The organism is Clostridium transplantifaecale, from assembly GCF_900626075.1.
Classification (GTDB): domain Bacteria; phylum Bacillota; class Clostridia; order Lachnospirales; family Lachnospiraceae; genus Otoolea; species Otoolea transplantifaecalis.
The window spans coordinates 1,107,354-1,128,985 of the sequence record NZ_UYZY01000001.1 but is presented as its reverse complement, the minus strand read 5'-3'; the positions used below and the strand labels follow the sequence as shown (position 1 = coordinate 1,128,985).

At 48.7% G+C, this 21,632-nt stretch carries 17 protein-coding genes; 7 read left to right on the top strand and 10 right to left on the bottom strand.

Going from position 1 to position 21,632, the window contains the following annotated elements; genetic code table 11:
• Positions 1–4: 4 nt before the first annotated feature.
• A complete protein-coding gene (locus tag EJL91_RS04805) occupies positions 5–790 on the bottom strand; it encodes a helix-turn-helix domain-containing protein (RefSeq protein WP_164516745.1) in 786 nt (261 codons plus the stop codon).
• A gap of 276 nt (positions 791–1,066) precedes the next feature.
• On the opposite strand from EJL91_RS04805, the gene EJL91_RS04800 reads away from it, so the two are divergent.
• The gene (locus EJL91_RS04800; protein WP_125140794.1) at positions 1,067–2,446 is read left to right on the top strand and encodes an MATE family efflux transporter; all 1,380 of its coding nucleotides are present in this window, start codon (positions 1,067–1,069) and stop codon (positions 2,444–2,446) included.
• 75 nt (positions 2,447–2,521) lie between these two features.
• On the opposite strand, the gene EJL91_RS04795 is transcribed toward EJL91_RS04800, so the two are convergent.
• From EJL91_RS04795 to EJL91_RS04775, 5 genes are all read right to left on the bottom strand, one after another.
• Complete coding sequence (locus EJL91_RS04795) at positions 2,522–2,863, bottom strand: hypothetical protein (protein ID WP_125140793.1); 342 nt, start codon at positions 2,861–2,863, stop codon at positions 2,522–2,524.
• Positions 2,864–3,143: 280 nt separating this feature from the next.
• A complete protein-coding gene (locus EJL91_RS04790) occupies positions 3,144–4,199 on the bottom strand; it encodes an acyltransferase family protein (RefSeq protein WP_243125225.1) in 1,056 nt (351 codons plus the stop codon).
• The gene (locus EJL91_RS04785; protein WP_125140792.1) at positions 4,196–4,504 is read right to left on the bottom strand and encodes a hypothetical protein; all 309 of its coding nucleotides are present in this window, start codon (positions 4,502–4,504) and stop codon (positions 4,196–4,198) included. The genes EJL91_RS04790 and EJL91_RS04785 overlap by 4 nt, the downstream gene beginning before the upstream one ends.
• 200 nt (positions 4,505–4,704) lie before the next feature.
• Positions 4,705–5,247, bottom strand: coding sequence for a DUF4364 family protein (locus tag EJL91_RS04780; RefSeq protein ID WP_125140791.1), 543 nt, complete (start codon positions 5,245–5,247; stop codon positions 4,705–4,707).
• Positions 5,248–5,281: 34 nt separating this feature from the next.
• The gene (locus tag EJL91_RS04775) at positions 5,282–6,430 is read right to left on the bottom strand and encodes an NAD(P)-dependent malic enzyme (RefSeq protein ID WP_125140790.1); all 1,149 of its coding nucleotides are present in this window, start codon (positions 6,428–6,430) and stop codon (positions 5,282–5,284) included.
• Between the two features lie 264 nt (positions 6,431–6,694).
• Here EJL91_RS04775 and EJL91_RS04770 point away from each other — a divergent pair, with 264 nt between their 5' ends.
• The 4 genes from EJL91_RS04770 to EJL91_RS04755 all read left to right on the top strand — a co-directional run bounded on the left by EJL91_RS04770 (position 6,695) and on the right by EJL91_RS04755 (position 13,462).
• Entirely contained in the window at positions 6,695–10,279 is a 3,585-nt protein-coding gene (locus tag EJL91_RS04770) for a DUF5717 family protein (protein WP_125140789.1), read from the top strand.
• Positions 10,280–10,355: 76 nt separating this feature from the next.
• Positions 10,356–11,579, top strand: coding sequence for a DUF5716 family protein (locus tag EJL91_RS04765; protein ID WP_125140788.1), 1,224 nt, complete (start codon positions 10,356–10,358; stop codon positions 11,577–11,579).
• Positions 11,576–12,388: a hypothetical protein gene (locus EJL91_RS04760; RefSeq protein WP_125140787.1), complete on the top strand. Its 813-nt coding sequence runs from the start codon at positions 11,576–11,578 to the stop codon at positions 12,386–12,388. Before EJL91_RS04765 ends, EJL91_RS04760 begins: the two co-directional genes overlap by 4 nt.
• Positions 12,389–12,538: 150 nt before the next feature.
• Positions 12,539–13,462: a DMT family transporter gene (locus EJL91_RS04755; RefSeq protein WP_125140786.1), complete on the top strand. Its 924-nt coding sequence runs from the start codon at positions 12,539–12,541 to the stop codon at positions 13,460–13,462.
• 24 nt (positions 13,463–13,486) lie between these two features.
• On the opposite strand, the gene EJL91_RS04750 is transcribed toward EJL91_RS04755, so the two are convergent.
• Both EJL91_RS04750 and EJL91_RS04745 read right to left on the bottom strand, forming a co-directional pair.
• Complete coding sequence (locus EJL91_RS04750; protein ID WP_125140785.1) at positions 13,487–14,497, bottom strand: nucleoid-associated protein; 1,011 nt, start codon at positions 14,495–14,497, stop codon at positions 13,487–13,489.
• Between the two features lie 930 nt (positions 14,498–15,427).
• The gene (locus EJL91_RS04745) at positions 15,428–17,125 is read right to left on the bottom strand and encodes a CvpA family protein (RefSeq protein ID WP_125140784.1); all 1,698 of its coding nucleotides are present in this window, start codon (positions 17,123–17,125) and stop codon (positions 15,428–15,430) included.
• Between the two features lie 458 nt (positions 17,126–17,583).
• On the opposite strand from EJL91_RS04745, the gene EJL91_RS04740 reads away from it, so the two are divergent.
• Positions 17,584–18,765, top strand: coding sequence for an amidohydrolase (locus tag EJL91_RS04740; protein ID WP_125140783.1), 1,182 nt, complete (start codon positions 17,584–17,586; stop codon positions 18,763–18,765).
• Between the two features lie 34 nt (positions 18,766–18,799).
• The gene (locus EJL91_RS04735) at positions 18,800–20,200 is read left to right on the top strand and encodes a YfcC family protein (protein ID WP_125140782.1); all 1,401 of its coding nucleotides are present in this window, start codon (positions 18,800–18,802) and stop codon (positions 20,198–20,200) included.
• 118 nt (positions 20,201–20,318) lie between these two features.
• On the opposite strand, the gene EJL91_RS04730 is transcribed toward EJL91_RS04735, so the two are convergent.
• On the bottom strand, positions 20,319–21,215 hold the full coding sequence (locus EJL91_RS04730; protein ID WP_125140781.1) for an aldolase/citrate lyase family protein: 897 nt from the start codon (positions 21,213–21,215) through the stop codon (positions 20,319–20,321).
• On the bottom strand, positions 21,212–21,511 hold the full coding sequence (citD, locus tag EJL91_RS04725) for a citrate lyase acyl carrier protein (protein WP_125140780.1): 300 nt from the start codon (positions 21,509–21,511) through the stop codon (positions 21,212–21,214). The genes EJL91_RS04730 and citD overlap by 4 nt, the downstream gene beginning before the upstream one ends.
• Between the last annotated feature and the right edge of the window lie 121 nt (positions 21,512–21,632).

The window sequence follows — 21,632 nt, the reverse complement described above, 5'->3', positions numbered from 1 at the left end:
TAGTTTATTTCATGAGTTTGTCTTTTATTTTCTTCCAAATATGAATGGAAAGCCGGTTCATCCGTTCAGTGCTGTCTAACAGAGTATCATAAGATTCTACAATCCCAACTACAATTAGAAAACAGTATAATGCGGCGGCAAACAGAACACAGCATAATTCCCTGTATGGGAATATCAGCCCATTGCTTCTCTCAAAGTGTTTATAAAGAAATATTCCCGTGACTAACAGAACAACGCCTGAGATAATGAGGGTAATAAATTTATTCTTCTGTTTGGTATATCCGGATTTCAATTCGGTATGGAAAGCGCTGTCGAGTATTAATATTTTACTGCCAATATTTGTATCAGGGTTTTCCATAAATACGACTGTAACCAGAATGCCTATACCTAAAATCAGTATTATGGCTGCAAAGAGGGGAGAGTTATGTGCTCCGGCAGGATTAAACCGTGGAACAAAGTACGGAATTCCGGCACCAATTAAAAGACTGATACCAAGAGAGGTTCTATAGGTAACTTTTTTTTCGAACGCTAAATATCCTTCGGCACACTCACGGCTTACATAATATCCATTCCTGCCTGTTTTACAGGCTTCTGAATTTTCTTTCAGTAAGGAATCAACGGAGACATTAAACAGATTACTAATCATCAGCAATTTTTCTGTTTCCGGATAATTCTGTCCATTCTCCCACTTACTTACGGCCTGTCTTGTTGTATTTAATTGTTCTGCTAAAGCTTCCTGCGACAGGTTTTTTTCTTTTCTGAGCTGAAGCAGCTTTTCGCCGAATGTCATATGAAATACCTCCTGATTTAGTGCTTTAATCATACCAAAGCATAGTAATACTGGCAATCATTTTAGCAATACACTTGCGCAACTTTGGGTTGCGGCGGATGTACATATTGAAAAGACTGGCTCTTCGCCGCGATTTGAATGTGCGGAGAGCAGTTTAGTACAATCTTTTTCTTGACAATTACTATAAATTATAGTAGTATATATTCTGCTACTTATATTACTATAATTTATAGTAATATAATATATAGATGTTGTTGAGAGAGAGGAGAACAATTCATGAACGGAGGAAACAGGAAGATGGAACTGCTGGGGAGCGCCCCCATAGCCAAAGCGTTGTTGGCAATGGGAATCCCAACCATGATCGGAATGATGATTAATGCGCTGTACAACTTGGTGGACGCTTACTTTGTCGGAGGTCTGGGTACCAGTCAGATGGGAGCAATCTCCGTCACATTTCCGTTAGGCCAGGCGGTTGTGGGGCTGGGACTGCTGTTTGGAAACGGAGCCGCATCCTATATTTCCAGGCTGCTGGGGCGTGGCGAAAAGGAGAGTGCGGACCGGGTTGCCAGTACCGCTCTGTACGGCAGTATTTTCGTTGGAGCTTTTGTAATACTCTGCGCCGTTATATTTCTGCATCCCATCCTGAGACTTTTGGGGGCGACGGACAGCATTATGCCCTATGCGGTTACTTATGCGGGAATTTATATAATATCATCAATATTCAACGTGTTTAACGTGACGATGAATAATATTGCAACAAGTGAAGGAGCTGCCAAAACAACGATGTGTGCCTTGCTGGCCGGCGCGCTGCTGAACATGGTGCTGGATCCGATTTTTATTTATTCCCTTGGTTACGGAGTGGCGGGAGCCGCGGCGGCGACGGCAATTTCACAGGTTTTTTCTACACTGGTTTATTTGTGGTATATATTTAGAAAGAAAAGTGTCTTCAGCTTCAGCATAAAAAGATGCAGTTTTTCGCAACGAATAATGTCCGAAATTTTTAAGATAGGAATACCCACACTGATTTTCCAGCTTCTGACCAGTCTCTCTATCACGCTGATTAACATGCAGGCCGGAGAGTACGGAGATTCTGTAATTGCAGGGATGGGTGCCGTCACAAGAATTATTTCCATGGGCAGCCTGATGGTATTTGGCTTTATCAAGGGATTTCAGCCTATTGCAGGATACAGCTACGGAGCTAAGAAATACGATCGCCTTCAAAAGGCAATCAAAACCTCCATTCTATGGTCTACCATATTCTGCGCAATTTTCGGACTGGTGATGGCCTTATTCCCTACCGCTATCATTTCCCAGTTTACAAAGGGGGATGCCGAGATGATCCGCGTGGGCCAAAGCGCTTTAAGGGCAAATGGTATTTCCTTCATTCTCTTTGGCTTCTACACCGTCTATTCCTCCCTCTTTCTTGCGCTGGGAAAGGCAAGAGAAGGTTTTATACTGGGAGCATGCAGGCAGGGGCTCTGCTTTGTGCCGGTTATCCTCCTTCTTCCCCATATCTGGGGACTGGGCGGAATACTTTATGCCCAGCCGGCCGCTGATGTGATTTCCGCAGTTATAGCCGTGGCCATGGCCGTTTCTCTCCACAGAGAGCTGGCCAATGCAAAGACAAACTTTTTTTCCGCAGAAGCGGTGAATTAAAAAACAGCAAGACTCCCGGAAACGCCCGGGAGTCTTGCTGTTTTTATATAGTAATCTATAAAAAGTTCGTTTTCTTTATTTTTGCCGGAAAAACCGGCCGCTGAGATAGAAGCAGAGAAAAGAGCCTGCAACAATGATGCAGAACGTAATCAGATAGTAATGCATCAGCCTGCCGATCCCGTCGAAATGGTAGATGGTTCCGATCCCGGCAGCTGCCGTAACGGCAATACACGACAGTTTAAAAGGAAGACTGGCCTCGCGGCTTTTTAAGCAGGGAGGAAGCAGAAGAAAAGTCATAAAATAAGCAAATAGCTCAAATACAAAATCGATCGGAAACCGCAGGATAATACCGACGAAAAGACATATTGCAACAGAGATTAAAGCGGGTTTTATCAATTCTTTTTTAAGGAGGTTCATATGCTCACCAATTCCTTTCCTGGACTAGTCAGGTAGTATCTGATTCTATTGTGGAGGGATTTTCTGGAAAAGTCAAGCAAATAAGTGGTATTTCAAGCTGAACAGGGGGCAGATTCTCTGAAATCGAAAAAACGTAGTGCCTATGAAAAAATACCCTATTACGAAAACCTTCGCGTCTTCAGTCCCGGTCCATAACCTGCCTGTGGGGAAGGAACTTTTTCTGCCCGGATTCCCAACCCGCGACAACCTAAAGCCCGGGACTGAAGACTTATTGTACATCTTATTTAAAAATTACTTTACAGATTCCCCCTATAACCCAATCATAAATATTCCTGATCCACTCCATCTGGCAGAACATCACCAGTGCGGCGGCAAATACCGTCATTCCGGCCAGATTCCCATAAACGCTGCCGGCAAGCGGAATGAACCGCGCAATGAGCAGATAGAGGGCCGGGGCGGCGAAGGAGGAGCCTGCGTAGACCAGAATGGCGTTGGTGCCGACGCGGGAAAAGCAGTTTTTCCTCTCAGGGAAGAGATTGATCAGGGCTCCTATCATCAGGATGGCAATGAGATAGAAGAGGGCGCGGTAAGCGATTCCAAGGGCGGGGGTAAGACCGACCGACTCATAGGTAAAACGCACATTCCGGAAGCTGTAGGGCAGCACGACGGAGGGAATGACTGCCGCCGCCAGGATGGCCAGCGCCGGCAGGTGCGGAAGTTTCCGTATTTTCCGTACGCGTTCTTCCGTGCACTTAAGGCCCAGCACAAAAAAGAACAGCAGGGAAAAACAGGCGCCCCATCCTATGTGGAAAGCTTCGTCGAAGACGATGCTTACGAGCAGGCCCGATACAAACGAAAAGAGAACGGGCCAGCGCAGCTTCAGCAGATCCTTTGCAAACATCTTCCAGACGAAAACGCAGAGAAGATAATAGAGCGGACTGCTGGGAAGCAGGAGCGACGGCTTAAATACGTCCGTGTTATAGCTGGCCAGGCCGAGCTGAATGAAAAGCAGCGCCATCGCAATGTAGAGGAGCTGCCAGAAGGTATAGGGGATCAGCACATTCCTGACTGCTGTATTCCTGGCTTTGTCGGTATTCTTTGTGAAGTATCCGGTGATGAAGGCAAACATCGGCATGTGAAAGAGATAGATGTACTGCATCAGATAGCGGTAAAGGCTGTCCTGGCGCTCGATATAGGGATCCAGAATATGGCCGATTACCACGAGAAACAGCATAAATGCCTTCAGATTGTCAAACAGGTAGTCGCGCTCCTTTGGGGCGGCGGAAGCAGTGTCCGTCATATGCCCGGAGGTTCTGTCATGGATAAATGAATTCATAGCTTGGTTTCCGCCTCAATCTTTTTATCGCCGCTGTCCGGCATGGAGGCCGCGGCCCCGGAGCATTCCTTATAGGGAAGCGCGTTTGATGCTTTCCGGCCGACCTCACGGATTTTGATACGTAAAAACTGTTTTGCCACCTGGTAAGCGATGACGATCAGAAGGATTGGCAGCACAAAGAGAAGAGTCCACTTGATTTTGAGAAACGTGTACTTTCTCCGGATCTGTCTGATATCCCGGTCCATGTTTTGTTTCAAGTTCTGCACCGCGCGTACCGGCGCAATCGAAGAATTCTGCGAACGCATCGTATTCCCTCCTCTGTATGGTAAAAAGCAACCTCCGTGCATTTTACCCGAATTAAAACCGCATCAGTCCGTAATCTGCGAGTTTCCGTATATCTGGGAACTTCCATATAAAAACAGGGTTCCTTAAAAGCCCGGCGGCTATGCACGAAACCGGAATTTCGTTCCCCTGTTCCATGCATAGCCGTTATTTCGTGTTACGGTTATTTTCCTTTTCCCGAAGATTTATCACTCATCAGGGATTTCATAATATAAGCATATATTTCCTGGCTTCTGTCTTTCCAATGGCTGCACATAATCTCGGCCTGTTCCTTATCGGGAACGGAGACGTCGATATTGACCAGGACATTCTTACCCTCCCGGACTTCACAATGAACGATATAATCCTGATTGGTGGATTTATAAAAATCGGAAACCAGTCCCACTTCGTTGCGCATGCGGAAGCGGTTCTCCTTTAAATATTCATCCATATCCTCCACGATGGCGGGAGATATCTTTTTCCCGAAAAATTCCAGGGTTTCCTCACCTTCTCTGGTGATCTCGTATCTGGTGCTGTTGTGCAGCGTTTCCATCTTGATAAGCCCAGCTTCGAGAAGTTCATTGAGGGCCTGCTGAAGCGTGAAATACGTCGTGTACTCACGGTCCAGGAAAAAGTTGGACAGCTGCGCGTTCGTCAGCGGGAAATTTACCTGTTTCAGCATATACAGGTTCATCAGTTTGTATAAGGTCATCGGTTCAGACAGCATGGAAAGACTCCTTTATGATAGCATACTTGTACCTTCAGATATGTTGTTTAACGGCTTTGCTGACCACATCGGCCACTCTCGGGTCAAATGCGGCGGGCAGAATATTTTCATCGTTCAGTTCGCTGTCATCCACAAGTCCGGCAATAGCGGTGGCGGCCGCCAGCTTCATCTCTTCCGTGATAGCGGTGGCGCGTCCCTCCAGAGCCCCCTTAAAGATGCCGGGGAAAATCAGGACATTGTTGACCTGGTTGGGGAAATCGGAACGTCCCGTGCCGACCACTCTGGCGCCGGCTGCTTTTGCAATGTCGGGCATAATCTCCGGAACGGGATTTGCCATTGCAAAGAGGATAGCGTCGCTGTTCATGGCGGAAACCATCTCGGCGGTCACAATGCCGGGAGCGGAGACTCCAACAAAAATATCGGCGTCTTTTAACGCATCGGCGAGGGACCCGGTCTTTTGTTCAAGATTGGTGACATCCATCATCTTTTCCTGCATCCAGTTGAGGCCTTCCATTCCCTTAGTAAGGATTCCGACTCTGTCACAGAGGGTGACATGGAGGAAGCCGTAGGTCAGGAGAAGTTTTGTGATGGCAATACCCGCGCTTCCAGCACCGTTGACTACGACGCGGCAGTCCTCTTTCTTCTTTCCCGTTACCTTGAGGGCGTTGATAATGCCGGCCAGTACGACGATGGCGGTCCCGTGCTGGTCATCGTGGAATACGGGGATATTAAGGAGCTTCTTTAAACGTTCTTCGATCTCAAAACAGCGGGGAGCGGAGATATCTTCCAGGTTGATGCCGCCGAAAGCGGGAGCGATACGGACTACGGTCTCAATAATCTCTTCCGTATCCTGGGTGTCCAGACAGATTGGAAATGCATTGATGCCGCCGAACTCCTTGAACAGGACGGCCTTGCCCTCCATAACCGGCATGGCGGCCAGGGGACCGATGTTGCCGAGGCCTAAAACGGCGCTTCCGTCGGATACAACGGCCACGGTATTGGCTTTGATGGTGTACTTGTAGGCGGCCTCCGGATCTTCTGCGATCACCTTACACGGCTCGGCTACGCCCGGCGTATAAGCGAGCGCCAGATCCTCCCTGGACTTTACCTGTGCTTTGGAAACGGTGTCTATCTTGCCGTTCCACTCCTCATGAAGCTTTAACGCTTTCTCACTGTTTGTCATTATGCTTTCCTCCAGAAATAGAATTACTTTCTATGTAACACAATATTTGCAAAACCACTCAAACCAGGTCCGGCAATGCCGGTACAGAGGCAAAAGAGCGGCCGCAAATTCTCATGTTCCTATCATAGCAATTTTACATTCTTAAATCAAGGACATAAAAAATGAATTACCGAATTAAGTGACAAAAAGTCGATTTATGTAGTGTAATTGCGGACAAAGTATGATAGAATAATTACCAACGAGAGCGACAGCAGGTGGTAAGATATGAAAGAAAGGATTAACCGTCTGGCGAAGGGAATTATCGATTCGGAACTTCCGAAGATAATATGGACGCCGGATGTAATTGAGGAAACCGTACGGGTCGGCACGACCGTGAAGAGGGAGATTTTTATCGGCAGCGAGAATGGCCTGAATGTAAAAGGGTTTGTCTATTCTTCCAGTATCCGCGTGCGCATTCCAAATGACAATAATACGTTTGGAGGACTCCGGAATCATATAGTCTATGAAGTGGATACCTCTTTTTTATCCGCGGGAGATGAGATAGACGGTTCCTTTTATCTTGTAACGAACTGCGGGGAGAAGGAAATCCCTTATCTGTTCCACGTAGATCTCGCCTCATCGGGCAGAATACTCGGGAACCTGAATACGGCAAAAGACTTTCTAGAAGTCGCGGAGCATGATATGGATACGGCTCTGCGCCTTTTAGAGTACCAGGATTTTATAGAAGCGCCCTTTATGCAGGACATGCATACAAGGGCTATTTACGATGGACTTAAAGGCCACGGGAGCAGACAGAATTTCATGGAAGAATTTCTGGTTGCCCTGGGCGTCAAGAATCCAATCCGTCTGATGATCGAGGACGGAAAGAAGATATATGATAATCCGGGCAGGCTCCTGGAAGATTCTATTACGATAAGAAATGACACATGGGGATATATTTACCTGGAGGCCTCGGTGGACGGAGACTTTATCCACCTGCCGAAGAAGAGCGCAACCCAGGCCGATTTTAAGGACGGGACCCTCAGGCTGCCGTTTACCATTCTTTCCGAGCGTCTTCATATGGGAAGAAATTACGGCGCCGTTCTGATCAAGACGGCCAGGGGCATTACAAAGATTCCGGTGGAAGCTACCCTGAGCGGCAAATCAGCCGACGCGGAGCGCGCCGCATTCCGGGAGGAGATGAAGGAATACCTGGGGCTGCGCCTGGAGTACGAGAGCGGTATGTATGAAGATGCATTGATTCTCAACCAGATGCAGAAAGAGCTGGATCTGATGAAGATGACGAGTGAGAATCTGCTTCTGCCTCTTTTACAGGCGGAAATCTACGTTCTGACCGGACGTCAGGATAAGGCATGTCTGATTCTTGACGAGGTCAGGGACAGGGTTCTGGCAAAGCGGCTGGAGCAGAAGGAGCTTTACTGTCTTTACCAGTATCTCCAGGTGAAGATCTGGAATGACCACGAACAGAAAGATTCTCTGATCCGTCTGCTTCAGAAATACTGTTCTGATGAGGAGCGGGGGCATAATGACTTTATGCTCTATCTGATGTTACTGAAAGTGAATGAGGAGTTATTTGAAAATCCGGTGACGGTCCTTATCAGCATGGAGCAGGAGTTCAAGGACGGCTGTCACAGCCCGTTTTTGTATGTGGAGTGCCTGAAGCTGCTTGAAAAGGAACCGGGATTTTTAAGAAATATGGCCCGTTTTGAACTTCATGCCCTTTATTTTGGCGCAAAGCGGGGGATGATGAGCCGCGAACTGGCTCTGGCGGCCGCGAGGGCCCTGAACAGCGCCAAGGGATTCAAGGAGCTATATCTGAAACTGCTCTGCATATTATATGAGAAATATCCGGAGCAGGAGATTCTTTCTTCCGTATGCGCCATGATGATAAAGGGCAACTGCCGTGGAAACCGTTACTTTGAATGGTATGACAAATCCATCAAGGCGGGAATCAGCCTGACCAGGCTGTACGAATATTTTCTCTATTCCCTGCCGGGGGACTACGGGAAACTTCTGCCCAGGGAAGTGCTTCTGTATTTTTCGTATGCCACGGAGCTGGATGCGAACAGCCGTTCCGTGCTCTACAGAAATATCCTGAGCTACACAAAACGTGATTCCGATATCTATCGTCTCTATGAGAGGGCGATTGAACAGTTTGCTCTGGAGCAGCTTTTTGCCGGGAGAATAGGCAGCCGCCTGGCGGTCATTTACAAGCATATGATCTATAAGGAACTGATTGATGCCCAGATGGCCAAATCCCTGCCGGTGGTTCTTAAGTCGAACCGGATCAGCTGCCGTGACGCGGCAATGCGTTACGTGGTGGTGCGCCATGAGGAACTGATGACGGAGGATGCCTATCCGCTCCATGATGGAGTGGCCTATGTGCCCCTTTTCTCAGAGCGGGACATTATTCTGTTCCAGGACGCCTACGGGAACAGGTATCTGAATATCCGCTATGACAAGGCACCGGCCATGGAGGATGTAGATGAGCTTTTGGAATGCTGCTTTGAGGTTTATCCCGATCACCCGGTTCTGTTCGTCAATGCCTGCTATGAGGCTATGGAGAAAGAAGAGCTGAGCGAGGACAACGCGGCTCTTTTAGAGCTGGCGGATCAGAAGATGAAGCTACACCCGCTGTTCCGTTCCCGCATCATGTCTTCGATTGTAAAGTATTACAAAAAGATGGTGGATGAGAGCGAGGACGGCACGAGGAATAACAATGTGGCTTATCTGCTGTGCCTGGACAAGGATTCTCTGACCAGGCAGGAGAGAAGCGGCGTCTGCGAGACGCTGATCAGACAGAATTATTATTCGGAAGCGTATGAGATGATCTGCCGCTACGGCACGGAGGGCATCCAGGTAAACCGCCTTCTGAAGCTGTGCACAAAGATGGTGCTCCAAAACCTCTTCGATGAGGACGACAGGCTGCTTCACCTGGCTTATCAGGTGTTCCTGGAAGAGAAGAGCGACAGCGTTATTCTCGATTACCTGTGTGAGCACTTCAACGGAACCGTGGATCAGATGTACCGGATTTTGATGCAGGGAATCAAGGAACATGTGGAGACATACGATTTGGAGGAGCGTCTTGTGGCGCAGATGCTGTTTACAGGCAGCACGGAAAAGATGGACCGCGTCTTTGAACTGTATGCATCCAGGAAGAAGACGAGTGAAAATGTGGTAAAAGCGTACTTTACCGTAAAGAGCGTGGAGTATTTCCTCTATGACAGGACGACCGAGGACAAGGTATTCGCCTATCTGGAAGCGGCTGTCAACAACAGTGTGGAGAAAGACAAGGTGCCGGATATCTATCTGCTGGCGCTTACCAAATATTATTCCACTCTTCCTGTGCTTTTGGATGAGCAGAGGGAGCTGTGCCAGTCGGTTGTGGATGTCCTGATTGAGGCGGGCATGATTTTTACCTACTTTAAGGATTTGGCAAAGTTCATTATGATACCGGGTAATATTCTGGATAAGGAAATCATCGAATATCATGGTAATAAGGAGAAAAAGCCGTATCTGCGCCTTCGGATTCTTCCGGAAGAGGAGGAATACCATTACGAGGACATGCGGCCTGTGTATAAGGGGATTTATATCCGGGAGAAGGTTCTGTTTGAGGGCGAGATTATGGAATATCAGATTCTGGAGGATGAGAACGGAGAGAGGAAGAAAGTGGCGGAGGGGAGCATTTCCTGCCGGGAGGTGACGACCAGAACGCCGGGCAACCGTTTTGCCTGCCTGAATGAGATAAGTCTTTCCCTGGAACTGAAGAACGAGGCGGCCCTGAGAGAACAGATGGAAGAATATTTAAAGAAGGATGCGGCGGTTGCAGCGCTGTTCACATTACAGTGAGCGGCTGTTCTGAACACTGCGTTTTGGGGCAGTCGGTGAACAGGAATGTAAGTGACCTTGAAAGGACTTTTAGAGAATGGACGGACTTGTAATAGGAATTGATTTATGTGATAACTACACACATATTTCGTGTATGGAGCCGGAACAGACCTGGGTAATCCCCACAGTCGTGTGCAAGAACAAGAATATCGACGAATGGTATGTGGAGGAGGAAGCTTACGCCCATACCCTGGTCGGTGACGGGATCATGGAGGATAAGCTTCTGACACAGGTGCTAAAGGACGGAACCGCTACAATCGGGGGCATCAAGTATGAGGGGATTTATCTCCTCAAGATGTTCCTTGAACGAGCATTGGAACTGCCGAAGAAAGCCTCCGGCAAGGAGGATGTGGCCAGCCTGGTCATTGCAGTGGACTGCCTTGAGGTAAAACTGATGGACAGTCTTCTTTACTGTGCCGATTATCTGAATATTCCCCGCGACAGGGTGCACCTGATCAGCCATACGGAGAGTTTTGTCTATTATGTCATGAGCCAGAAACGTGAAGTCTGGAGCAACCAGGTCGGGATGTTTGATTTAAGCGATCAGAGCCTGCGTTACTATGAGCTGAAGGTCCAGAGGGGGCTGCGGCAGATGCAGGTAATAGCCGACTGCGATAATCTGGAGGAAGGATTCCACCTGGATGTGCTGGATAATACGGCGGGAGCCAGGCTGGCGGACCGTATTCTCTGTTCCTGCGCGGATCGCATTCTTCAGAAGCGGCTGTTTTCCGCCATTGTACTGACTGGAAAGGGATTTGAAAATACGGAGTGGGCGCCGGAATTTATGAAACAGGTGTGCAGCCGCAGAAGAGTTTTCGTGGAAAACAGCCTGTTTTCCAAGGGAGCGCTGATGAAAGCCGCCGATTACCTGCAGGAGAAAACATCTTATCCCTTTATCTGCATCTGCGAGGGCAGGCTTAAGACGACGGTCTCTTTAAAGGTTCTGAACCACGATAAAGAGGGGCAGTTAGTTCTGGCCGCGGCCGGGGACAACTGGTATGAGGCGAAGAGTACCGTAGATTTTATCGTCACGGGGACGCCGGAGGTGGAATTTACTATTTCCCCGCTGGATCCCAAACGGAAGAAGCTGGTGAAAATCGAGCTGGCCGATTTCCCGAAGCGTCCGGACAGGACAACCAGAATCGAACTCTCGCTGGGCTTTTCAAGTGACCGGACGATGGTGGCCGTGATAAAGGATAAGGGGTTTGGCGAGCTTTACCCTGCTGGGGATGCGGTGATAAAGCAGGAGGTTATATTATGAGCTTGATACTTTGCAGGCATGAGCCGGTGAAACATCCATATTTTATAGATCGTCTGGGAATCCACATCACATCCTCCCAGGAGCTTTGCTATGTCATTTATAATAATCCACTGTTGGCCATGGGAGGTTTTATCGACGATAACCTGATTGCATTTATCCGTTCCGAACTGGATATGGCGTTTCTGGCGGGAAAGCTGGAAACCTATAAGAAAAGCGGGGAGGACCCCGATGAGATGATTTTTATCATTCTTCAGGAATGCTACTACTATACGGCCAGGGAGATAAGCAAATTCCGTCAGAAGATTGCAGCATACAGAAAGACGAGCGCCGCGGAATTTACGAAAGAGACGGCTGATTTCTATTTCAGGCTGAAACAGTACGGAACCGCCGTGCTCTACTATGAGAAAATCCTGGACGACTGGAGGCTCAAGTCGTTGAGCGATGAATTCACATCGAAGATCTGGAACAATATCGGAGCTTCCTACGCGGGCATTTTCTGGTTTGAAAAGGCGATGGCTGCTTTTGATATGTCCTACAATTTCCAGAAGAACAGGGATACGCTTAAGAAGATTTACCAGCTTACACTGCTGAACCCGGAGCTGACCTTAAAGGAACGGTATGAAGCTCTGATTACGAAAGAAGAAAAGGACGGATGGAAGGAAGAGCTTGAGACGGTTCTTAAGGAGGCCTCTGAGGACGGGAAAGTAAAAGAAGTGGAAACTCTTTTTGACCGGGATTCAATTAAACGGATGGCCGGAGCCGGAAAGATGCTGACCAAATGGAAACAGGAATACAGAAAGATGATATAGCCCGAGCCGGGAGCTGAGCCGCTGAACCGGCGGACGGATGACCGGTAAGGCAGCCGAAGGCCTGTGAGAAGATACAGGCCGGTTTGGCGGTTTCCTATCTGTAACTGTTTTAGAAAGAAAAGTTGAAAATAACCGGGGAGAGAGTGTGGAATGAAAGAATTAAAAGGGTCTGTCTATGCTGTCATTTCAGCAATCATATTCGGCTGTATGCCGATTGTTGCAAAATACCTGTACGCCGAGGGGTGCAACGCGGTCAGCCTGGTCGTGTACCGCTACAGTCTGGCGCTGCCGGTATTGTTTATCCTGGCGCTCAGGGAGCAGGCAAAAGGTGAAAAAGAGAGGGAGGCTGCGGGAGAGCTTAAAAAGCGCGATTACGGGATGCGGCTTACGGTGTCCCAGCTCGGTCAGTTTATTATTCTGAGCCTGGGATTTTCATTGACCCCAATCCTTCTATTTTCTTCTTACAATTATATCTCAAGCGGCAGCGCTACCACGATTCATTTCAGCTATCCGGTGCTCGTCATTCTTGCATCGGTATTCATTTTTAAAGAGAAGGCAACATGGACTAAGATCGCATCGGTCGTTTTCTGCGTGATCGGCCTCGTCCTGTTCTATGAACCGGGACAGGAAAACGGGATGATAGGAATCCTGCTGGCTCTGGCATCCGGAGTTACCTATACGTTTTACATGATGTATTTCGAGCGGAGCACGCTGAAATTTATGAAGCCGTTCAAGACGAATTTTTATATGTCTCTCGTTTCGGGAGTGATGGTCTTTGCGCTTTCTCTGGTCACGAGAACCTTTGTGCTTTTCCATTCGGCCAGGGGCTGGGCGGCTGCGTTTGGATTCTCCTTTATGCTGATCGTGGTGGCCTGTGTGCTGTTCCAGCTCGGCATAGCCATGACCGGGGCGCAGAAAACGGCGATTCTCAGCACCTTCGAACCGCTCACCAGCATTGTGCTGGGAGTTGTCTGCTTCGGTGAGGCGGTGGGAGTGAAGACGGGGATCGGTGTTCTTTTTATTCTGGCGTCCGTTATTTCGATTACGGTATTTGGAAGGAAAAAGGCGGCATGAAGGCTGTGTGAGAAGGATGGGCGGTTACCGGCTTGTAAGCTGTCCGATATTTTTAATCAGCACGGATATGGTTCCATCCTCATTTGTGATAAATTCCACGTGATCCGGATTTCTGTATTCTTCCATCGGTATCGAGATTTCAATACCCGTGTCGGTGGTCAGATGCTGTTTCTGGAACTTTTTGATAGTCTGCTCACTCTTTGGCTGAACGGTTTCATATGACATATTATACTTGTCCAGCTTCTCGTCCAGTTCTACCTGCATATCGGGGCTGTCCGGAAAAATCTTCTCCTTGATTGTGGCGACCTTGATCTCACCCTGTTCCTCCAGTTCGGTGCAGATAACATTTTTAATCTCCATTCTGCGCTCGGGCGCTTCATCGCCGTAATATTTCTTATTTACCTGTTCTACCGCTCTTGTTACGATATCCAGCTTGGATTTCTGGGAGAGGGGAGCGTGGCACTCCAGGAACAGTTCGGAGAAATAGAACCGTTTTTCACCATTGACCTCATATTTTTTCTCGGTCAGGAGAATGCTGCCGTCCGACAGATTAACCACAAAGGCCTCAGAGAGCTTTTGCCCCTGCGCGGGGAGCAGAGCGCGCTGAAGAATAATATCATTGCGGTTGCCGCCGTCGGCTTCCCTGGTGGCATGGGTGTAGGATGTTTTATAATTCATCTTCAGAAATGCCAGATAATCGTCACCTGCACAACTGAACACCAGGATGGCAATATCGGCGGCGGGAATGTCGATGTTGGAGTTCATAATATCATAGAGATTCTCGGCAAGCTGTTTGCTGGTCTCCACAAAGTTCTCCGGCGTGCAGTTTTCAATCAGTTCCTTTAAAGGAGAGCTGTCGGAAAAGCGGCACTGTTTAATATCGTCGCTCTCGGTAATCTTCTCAATATGTGCCTTTAAAAAATCGGAAAAATCCGGGCCAATCTCCATAGCCTGATCGGAAAGCACCGGGATGCCTACCGAAGAATCCAGGATGTGGATGATGGCTGCTTTCATGATTATATCGTCACTTTTCATTGTGTTATCCTCCTTACGTGTGGTACTGCGATGAAGCCGGGCGAATTATGTAAGCGGGTCTGTACGAGCCGCCGGTTTTCAGGGCAGTATTAGTATTATAGCGGAAATGGGAGGGAAATTCAACAGGAGGTGGTGGTGAGAAATGAGGACGCCGCCGGGACGGCCGGGGGACGGGATGGGGAGAGAGAGGTTATGAGTCTTCAGTCCCGGGCTTTAGTTTGGTCGCGGGTGGGGAATCCGGAAGAAAGAAATCGCCTACGGGAACCGCTTGCGCTTATGGAGTGCATAACGGTCACTAGGGCGCCTGAGAAACGCCGCCCAAGTGCCGATGGACTCCGACGTTCCCTTCGGAGATTTTTTCTTCCTCCTCCCCCGCTGGGAAGGTTATGGCCGGGACTGAAGACGCAAAGTTTACCGCCATCCCGTCCCCGGGCCGGAGGCTGCTGAATTGTCCTGTTTCTTCACAAGGGGGGAGATATAGCCGCGGCCACTATATGCATCCGGTGCTTTTACGGTTTCTGGATATCGCAGCTAATGAGGAAAAGTTAGCGAATTACAGTTGAAATTTCTATTCTTATAACCGGTTTCAAGGCTAGAAAAGAGCAAAAATAACCTTAAAAAAGAAAAGGCGCTTTTTCCGATGAGGAACAAAAAACATGTTCTGATATCAGAAAAAACACCTTTTTTAATTTACAAAATTTAAATTTAATAAGAGTTAATATTGACAGGAAACGAGTAGTGACAGCGGCAATACCTGGCCCCGCACTTGGTGGAGGGGACAGTCAGCCGGGGGATGATGGCGGGCGATTTACTATGGCATGGGGGCTTCAGTCCCGTCGATAATCTTCCCCTGCACGACAACCTCACCCGGGACTGAAGCCCCCTCGATCCACCTCACCATCCCGCCACCATCTCTCCGGCGTCCCTCCATCAATTAAATATAAACTCTATAACATCCCGCACATTCCCTTCATCCGTATAATTGAATTTCACCCGTTCATCGGCCTTCATAAACGGAAGTTTCTCCGATACGGTAATCTCCGCCGTATAAACCTGCGTGCTTCCTTTCAGAGTGAAATAGTAGCAGGTATTCCCGCCCACTACGGCGCTTTCGATGGCGTCGATGGTGCCGGAAATCTCTGTTCCTTCCTTAACCTCCGGAATTTCCACATCTTCCAGGTTCAGGGCATTGCGGTAGTTTCTCTTTGCCTCGTCAATCGTCTGGCCTGTTCCTACAATCTGGTACTGTTCTACATCGACAAACGCGTACATCTTAACAAGCCCGGCGGCATCCTTCAGGGAGATAAAGTAAGTCGGCCTGTCGGAAATGTTTAAGAGCAGCGGGAAGGTGGCAGTATAGTTCAAGTGCTGTACCTGGCCTTTGGCGGACTCCATCGCAGACAGCTCGGTGGCTCCGGGAACCGCGTAAAACTGGGTGTCTTTTGTCCTTAAGTTAACCAGAACGAAACCGATATTGGATTCATCGGAGGTAACGGAACTCATACCCGTGTACAGATAAACGTCGTCGTCGATTGCCAGGTAATTATATCCGTAGGTGGTCCTGCGCACGTTCCGCTGGCCGAAGATGGAGTTGATATAGCCGTTCTGGAATCTTCCGTTGTCGTCCAGCTGTTCGATAATCAGGTTGGAATCGTAAAGCTGGTCGATCCACTGAGGCACATCGGCCTTGTCATAGTAAGCCGATTCTCCCGTCTCTGCGTTTACAAGCACGGCTCCGTCGATATCCTTGCCGTCCCACCAGCCGATACGGTAGGCGATAGTCGGGGCAACCCAGTAAGGCGTACCCTCGTCGTCGATCTCAAAGGAGACGGTTTCAAACATCTTGGTAGGGTATTTAAAACGGATATAACGGTAAATGTTGCGGAAGAAATATTCACTGGTAGAGTATTTCATGCCCGATTCAAGCCATACAAGATTGGTGTCCTGGTTTACCATATCCACGGCAATATAGGCCGGAAGACCGGTTTTCATATTATAGAGCCATTTGACCGGGTCGGCGTAGGAGAGCGGCGTAACACGGTAAGGCGTGCCCTTGTAGTTAATCTGGGTGTAATTATCAAGAATTTCAAACTGGGAGACAAGCTCCGTCATCTCACCCAGCTTCTTGCTTCCCAGCCGGGATGCAGTATCCTTGTCAACGACCGGTATTTGTGACATGTTAAGTTCGGAGACGTCGGAGGTGAAGTCACCGTCGGTGATGGTGATCAGGTCACGGTAGCGTCCGGCATTAAATATCTTGAGTCCCAGCGCCGAGGCCAGGAGCATCAGCGCAATCAAAACCGCAATGGCAATGAAACCGTATTTTAACGGTTTGCCCATATTTACCTTGCCTTTATTCTCACCCGGGGTTTTGCGGAAGACGACCTGGCCGGTGACCGGATCTCTTGTCATCTCCATACCGCGCCCGCTGCTGAGATTCTGGATAAAATCTTTGACATAGGTGAGGAAATTAACGACCAGGAAAATGATGATGCAGGAAATCAGATAAATGATAAAATTCTTATCTTTTAAATTGATAGCCGGCAGCATCGAATAAAACAATAAAAACATAAGTACTGCAGAAATGATGATTCTGGTGATCATCGATGAGACTTTCTTAACTTTCATAGGTTCCTCCTTTAGGTGATACAGCCTATTGTATCCAGAAATGGGGAGAAAATCAAGGAAGAGTATGAAAAAAGTATAAGATAGCATCAATTGAACTATCAGCGGTACTTTGGACCTGCAATTTTACAAATTATCTGCGGTGGCGGAGCGAAGTGCGGATAATCGGTTTGCTGCCCCGCCGGCATAGAAGATCCGCCGGGCAGGAGGCGGAACAAAGAGGAAACCGACGAAAGTCCGTGCCAGTTTGTCAATGTCTGAAAAAATACAAAATAAAATAAAATACACAAAAAACATTGCAGAGCAGATGCAGGTGTGATATAATTCTTTTTAAAGAGCTGTTCTTTAAGTATGCTTTAATTAAAGAACGACAGAGCTGAAGTGTACTTTAATTGGGAACCTGGTGTTGTGTCTCCGCACGGCGGGGACGGTTTAGAGGAAACTCAGAAAGGATGTGTGCTATGGCAGAATACAAACTGTCAGAAGTAAAGAAAGCGGTGGAGGGACACTTTCAGAAGGCGGCTGAACTGAGCTGCTACCTGAGGGAACATCCGGAGCTGCCGGATCAGGAGTTTGAATCCAGCAGAAGGATGGTGGAAGTGCTCAAGGACGCGGGATTCGAGGTTACATACCCTTACGCAGGATACGAGACGGCATTCCATGCCCTGTTTGACAACGGGGACGGACCGGAGGTGGCGATTCTGACGGAGTATGATGCGCTTCCTGAGATCGGGCATGGCTGCGGCCACAATCTTCACGGCTCACTTTCGGTGCTGACGGGACTTGCGCTAAAAGATCTGAAGGACTGTTATAAGGGAAAGGTTCATGTAATCGGAACTCCTGCAGAGGAAGAGAACGGCGCAAAGATAGGCATGTCGGCCCAGGGCGTGTTTGACAACATGTCTCTGGCTATGATGATGCACAGCTGGTCCGGAGGAAAGTGCCGGGCGGATATGGACGCTCTCAGCCTGCGCTGCTACTTTGTGGAATTCTACGGGCAGGCGGCCCACGCGGTAGCCGCTCCCTGGGAAGGAAAGAGCGCTCTGGCGGCGGCCAGGAAATTCATGGATCTGATTGATGCAAGGCGGGAATGTTTCACACCGGATGTCCATGTCAACAGTATTGTAGTGGAAGGAGGAAAGGCACCCAATATCATCCCCGATTATGTGAAGCTCAGAATGGAATTCAGGACGGCTACGATGAAATCCATGGGAGCGGTGGATGAGATGGTAAAGAAATGTGCGGAAGGAGCGGCAATGGCCCTCGACTGCACGGTGAAGTTTACGACGGTGTTCGAATTTGCGGATATGGTCCGCAACATGACACTGGAGGAGGAAGTAATTGACCGGTTTGAGTCCTTTGGCATGCCTACAACGGGGGTAGAGGCAGCCAGCGGTTCTTCTGATGTGGGAAATGTAAGCTATCATTGTCCGGCGATCCAGCCGCTGTTAGCAATCACGGATGAAGACTATGCATTGCACACCGAGGCGTTCAGGGACGCAACAGCCCTGCCGCAGGCGGAAAAGGCAATGGAAAACGGGGCCTGTATCCTGTCCCTGATGGCTCTTAAGATATTTAATGACGAAGAGTTCAGGAATAAGGTTTACACGGAGTTTCAGGAGCAGGTGGAGAAGAGAAAGTAAATAAACGGGTCTGTCTTATGAGAGGAGAGAACATATGAGTAGTGAGTCCGCAACAACAAAGAAAAAGTTTAAAATGCCTCATATTTATGTACTTCTTGTTTCAATTATTATTATTTGTGCGATTGCATCGTGGATTCTTCCGGCAGGCGAGTTCGAACGTGCCTTGAATGATGCCGGAAGGGAGATGGTAGTTCCCGGTACATATCACATCATTGAGTCTACTCCGGTAGGTTTTTTCACCCTTGTTCAGTCACTCTACAACGGTACTGTGGATGCGGCAGGAGTAACGTTCTTCGTATTTATTTCCTATGCTTCCATCGGACTGATTATCGCCAGCGGCGCATTTAACGGTCTCGTTGCCAGCATGCTGAGAGTGTTAAAAGGTTCCGCGAGAGCCGTCATCATCCCGGTATTTATTACCCTGATTGGATGCGCCAGCTCCACCATCGGTGTATTTGAGGAGATGTTCCCGTTTATTCCGATTTTCGTAGGAATTTCGATTGCCATGGGATATGACGCAATCGTAGGCCTTGCTATCGTTGCCCTTGGAACAGGACTCGGTTACAGCGGCGCCGTTATGAACCCGTTTACGGTCGGAATGGCCCAGAGTATTGCCGACATCCCGCAGATGTCAGGAGCAGGTTTCAGGATTATCTGTCATCTTGTCCTCATTGCCGTTGCTTCCGTATACGTCGTACGTTATGCCCTGAAAATCCAGGCGGATCCGTCAAAGAGCCTTGTTTATGGGGATAATTTTGACAGCCTCACCATGGACTCGGATAATATCGAGAATGAGCGGTTCGGCATAAGGGAAAAACTGGTTCTTGCAACACTTGTTGTAGGTATTATCGTAATTGTCTGGGGAACAAAGACAAAAGGCTGGTATTTTGCCGAACTGAGCGCTGTTTTCCTGTTAATGGGCCTTGTCAGCGGATTTATTATGGGCTGGGGACCTAATGTGATTGCGGAAAAAGTGGCCAAGAGTTTTTCCGAGATTGCGGTTGCCTGTATGATGATTGGTATTGCCCGTGGTATTCTGGTAGTGCTCCAGGCCGGACATATCATTGATACGATTGTTTATTATCTGTCTATTCCGCTTTCAAACCTTCCGGGAGCCATTTCTGCGATTGCAATGTTCCTGGTGCAAACGGGCCTCAATTTCTTCATTCCGTCCGGTTCCGGCCAGGCGGTAACAAGTATGCCGATCATGGCGCCTCTGGCAGATTTGATTGGTATTTCCAGACAGTCGGCCGTTCTGGCATTCCAGTTTGGCGACGGCCTTTCCAACATCATGTGGCCTACTGCCATGACACCGATTATCTGTGGTATTGCGGGCGTCAAGATTGATAAGTGGTGGAAATGGTTTGTACCGCTTTTCATCGCACTTGTTATTACACAGAGTATCCTGATGGCTGTTTCTATTGTAGTCTGGTAATAAAATATTCATTCGGCATCTAAATCAATAATAAAATATAGTATCGTAGATAAGAAACTGCCCGGTGTAGAAGCCCCGGGCAGTTTTTTTGCATACAGTCTCTAATCATGTTCTCTAATCAGAGATTCACAGACAGCCCGGCGGCGCGGGCCAGATTCAGCGTCCTCAGGGCTCCGTCGTAAAAGGCGATATCCACCATCTTTCCGTCCACGGTAAAGACACCGATGCCCTGTTCCTTCTGTTCATCAATCGCGCGTATCAGCTTTTCCGCATAGATAATCTCTTTTTCCGAGGGAGTGAAGATTTCATGCACCACGGCGATCTGCTTCGGGTTGATGATGGATTTGCCGTCGAAGCCCATCATATGAATCATTTCCACATCTTTCCGGAATCCCTCCATATCATCCAGATTCGTGTAGACCGTATCAAAGCACTGGATTTTGGCGGCCCTGGCAGCCAGGATCATGTGCTGTCTGGCTCCGGCCAGCTCCACTCCGGTTCCTGTGATGGTGGTCTGGATATCCTTTGTGAAGTCACCTCCGCTGAGGGCGATGCCGAACAGCCGCTCGGAGGAACCGCAGATTTCGAGCGCATTTAAAATGCCTTTTGCGGATTCCAGCGCGGCCATGAGAAGCGTGCTGCCGGCCGGTCTGCCAAATTCCTGCTCGGCGGAGAGGACGGCGGCTTCCACGGCTTTTACGTCTTCCGCCGTTTCCGTCTTGGCGATCCGGATGGCGTCGGCGCCGCCGGCAACACAGACACGGATATCTTCTTTCCAGTAAGGCGTGTCCAGCCCGTTGATCCGCACGACGCGCTCCACTCCGCGGTAATTGATTTCCTTTAAGGCGTGATAGAGAGAGTATCTGGCCGAATCCTTCTGGTTTGCCGCAACCGCATCCTCCAGATCGAGAATGATGGAATCCGCGCCGTAGATATAAGGATCCCGGATCAGTCCCGGTTTCTGGCAGTTCAGGAACATCATGGTTCTTCTGAGCCTGTTCTTATTCTCATTCATCGAATCGCACCTCCCCACGGCAGCTGCTCCGTAATATGGTTGGAGCGGAAAACGGCGCATTCCACCCGGGCCTTTAACGTACAGTCCAGCGCGCCCTTGTCGATCACGCGCAGCTTTGCATTTTTCACATCCAGCCGTTCCAGCGTTTCCATGATAACCGCCCGGATTTGTTTTCCGTACTGGTTGATAACGCTGCTTTCAAGCTCAAGTTCAATCCCCCCGGCCGCCGGTTCCACCATCACCTGGACATCGCTGGATTCCAGGGTACCGGCTATGGCAGTATTTAAAATTTCCATAACAACCTCCTCATACTGTATTTACTTGCGATTATACTGAAAAGTATTTCAAAACGCCAATAGTAAGATCAGATATCAGATATTAGAAAAACTGATAGGGTGGGTGTGGGAATCCGTATTG

Coding starts and splice junctions, on each gene's coding strand:
- EJL91_RS04765 (WP_125140788.1), top strand. CDS start 10,356: ATGGACGGACTTGTAATAGGAATTGATTTATGTGATAACTACACACAT.
- EJL91_RS04775 (WP_125140790.1), bottom strand. CDS start 6,430: ATGACAAACAGTGAGAAAGCGTTAAAGCTTCATGAGGAGTGGAACGGC.
- EJL91_RS04745 (WP_125140784.1), bottom strand. CDS start 17,125: ATGAAAGTTAAGAAAGTCTCATCGATGATCACCAGAATCATCATTTCT.
- EJL91_RS04750 (WP_125140785.1), bottom strand. CDS start 14,497: ATGAAAAGTGACGATATAATCATGAAAGCAGCCATCATCCACATCCTG.
- EJL91_RS04785 (WP_125140792.1), bottom strand. CDS start 4,504: ATGCGTTCGCAGAATTCTTCGATTGCGCCGGTACGCGCGGTGCAGAAC.
- EJL91_RS04760 (WP_125140787.1), top strand. CDS start 11,576: ATGAGCTTGATACTTTGCAGGCATGAGCCGGTGAAACATCCATATTTT.
- EJL91_RS04740 (WP_125140783.1), top strand. CDS start 17,584: ATGGCAGAATACAAACTGTCAGAAGTAAAGAAAGCGGTGGAGGGACAC.
- EJL91_RS04805 (WP_164516745.1), bottom strand. CDS start 790: ATGACATTCGGCGAAAAGCTGCTTCAGCTCAGAAAAGAAAAAAACCTG.
- EJL91_RS04770 (WP_125140789.1), top strand. CDS start 6,695: ATGAAAGAAAGGATTAACCGTCTGGCGAAGGGAATTATCGATTCGGAA.
- citD (WP_125140780.1), bottom strand. CDS start 21,511: ATGGAAATTTTAAATACTGCCATAGCCGGTACCCTGGAATCCAGCGAT.
- EJL91_RS04790 (WP_243125225.1), bottom strand. CDS start 4,199: ATGAATTCATTTATCCATGACAGAACCTCCGGGCATATGACGGACACT.
- EJL91_RS04730 (WP_125140781.1), bottom strand. CDS start 21,215: ATGAATGAGAATAAGAACAGGCTCAGAAGAACCATGATGTTCCTGAAC.
- EJL91_RS04795 (WP_125140793.1), bottom strand. CDS start 2,863: ATGAACCTCCTTAAAAAAGAATTGATAAAACCCGCTTTAATCTCTGTT.
- EJL91_RS04780 (WP_125140791.1), bottom strand. CDS start 5,247: ATGCTGTCTGAACCGATGACCTTATACAAACTGATGAACCTGTATATG.
- EJL91_RS04735 (WP_125140782.1), top strand. CDS start 18,800: ATGAGTAGTGAGTCCGCAACAACAAAGAAAAAGTTTAAAATGCCTCAT.
- EJL91_RS04800 (WP_125140794.1), top strand. CDS start 1,067: ATGAACGGAGGAAACAGGAAGATGGAACTGCTGGGGAGCGCCCCCATA.
- EJL91_RS04755 (WP_125140786.1), top strand. CDS start 12,539: ATGAAAGAATTAAAAGGGTCTGTCTATGCTGTCATTTCAGCAATCATA.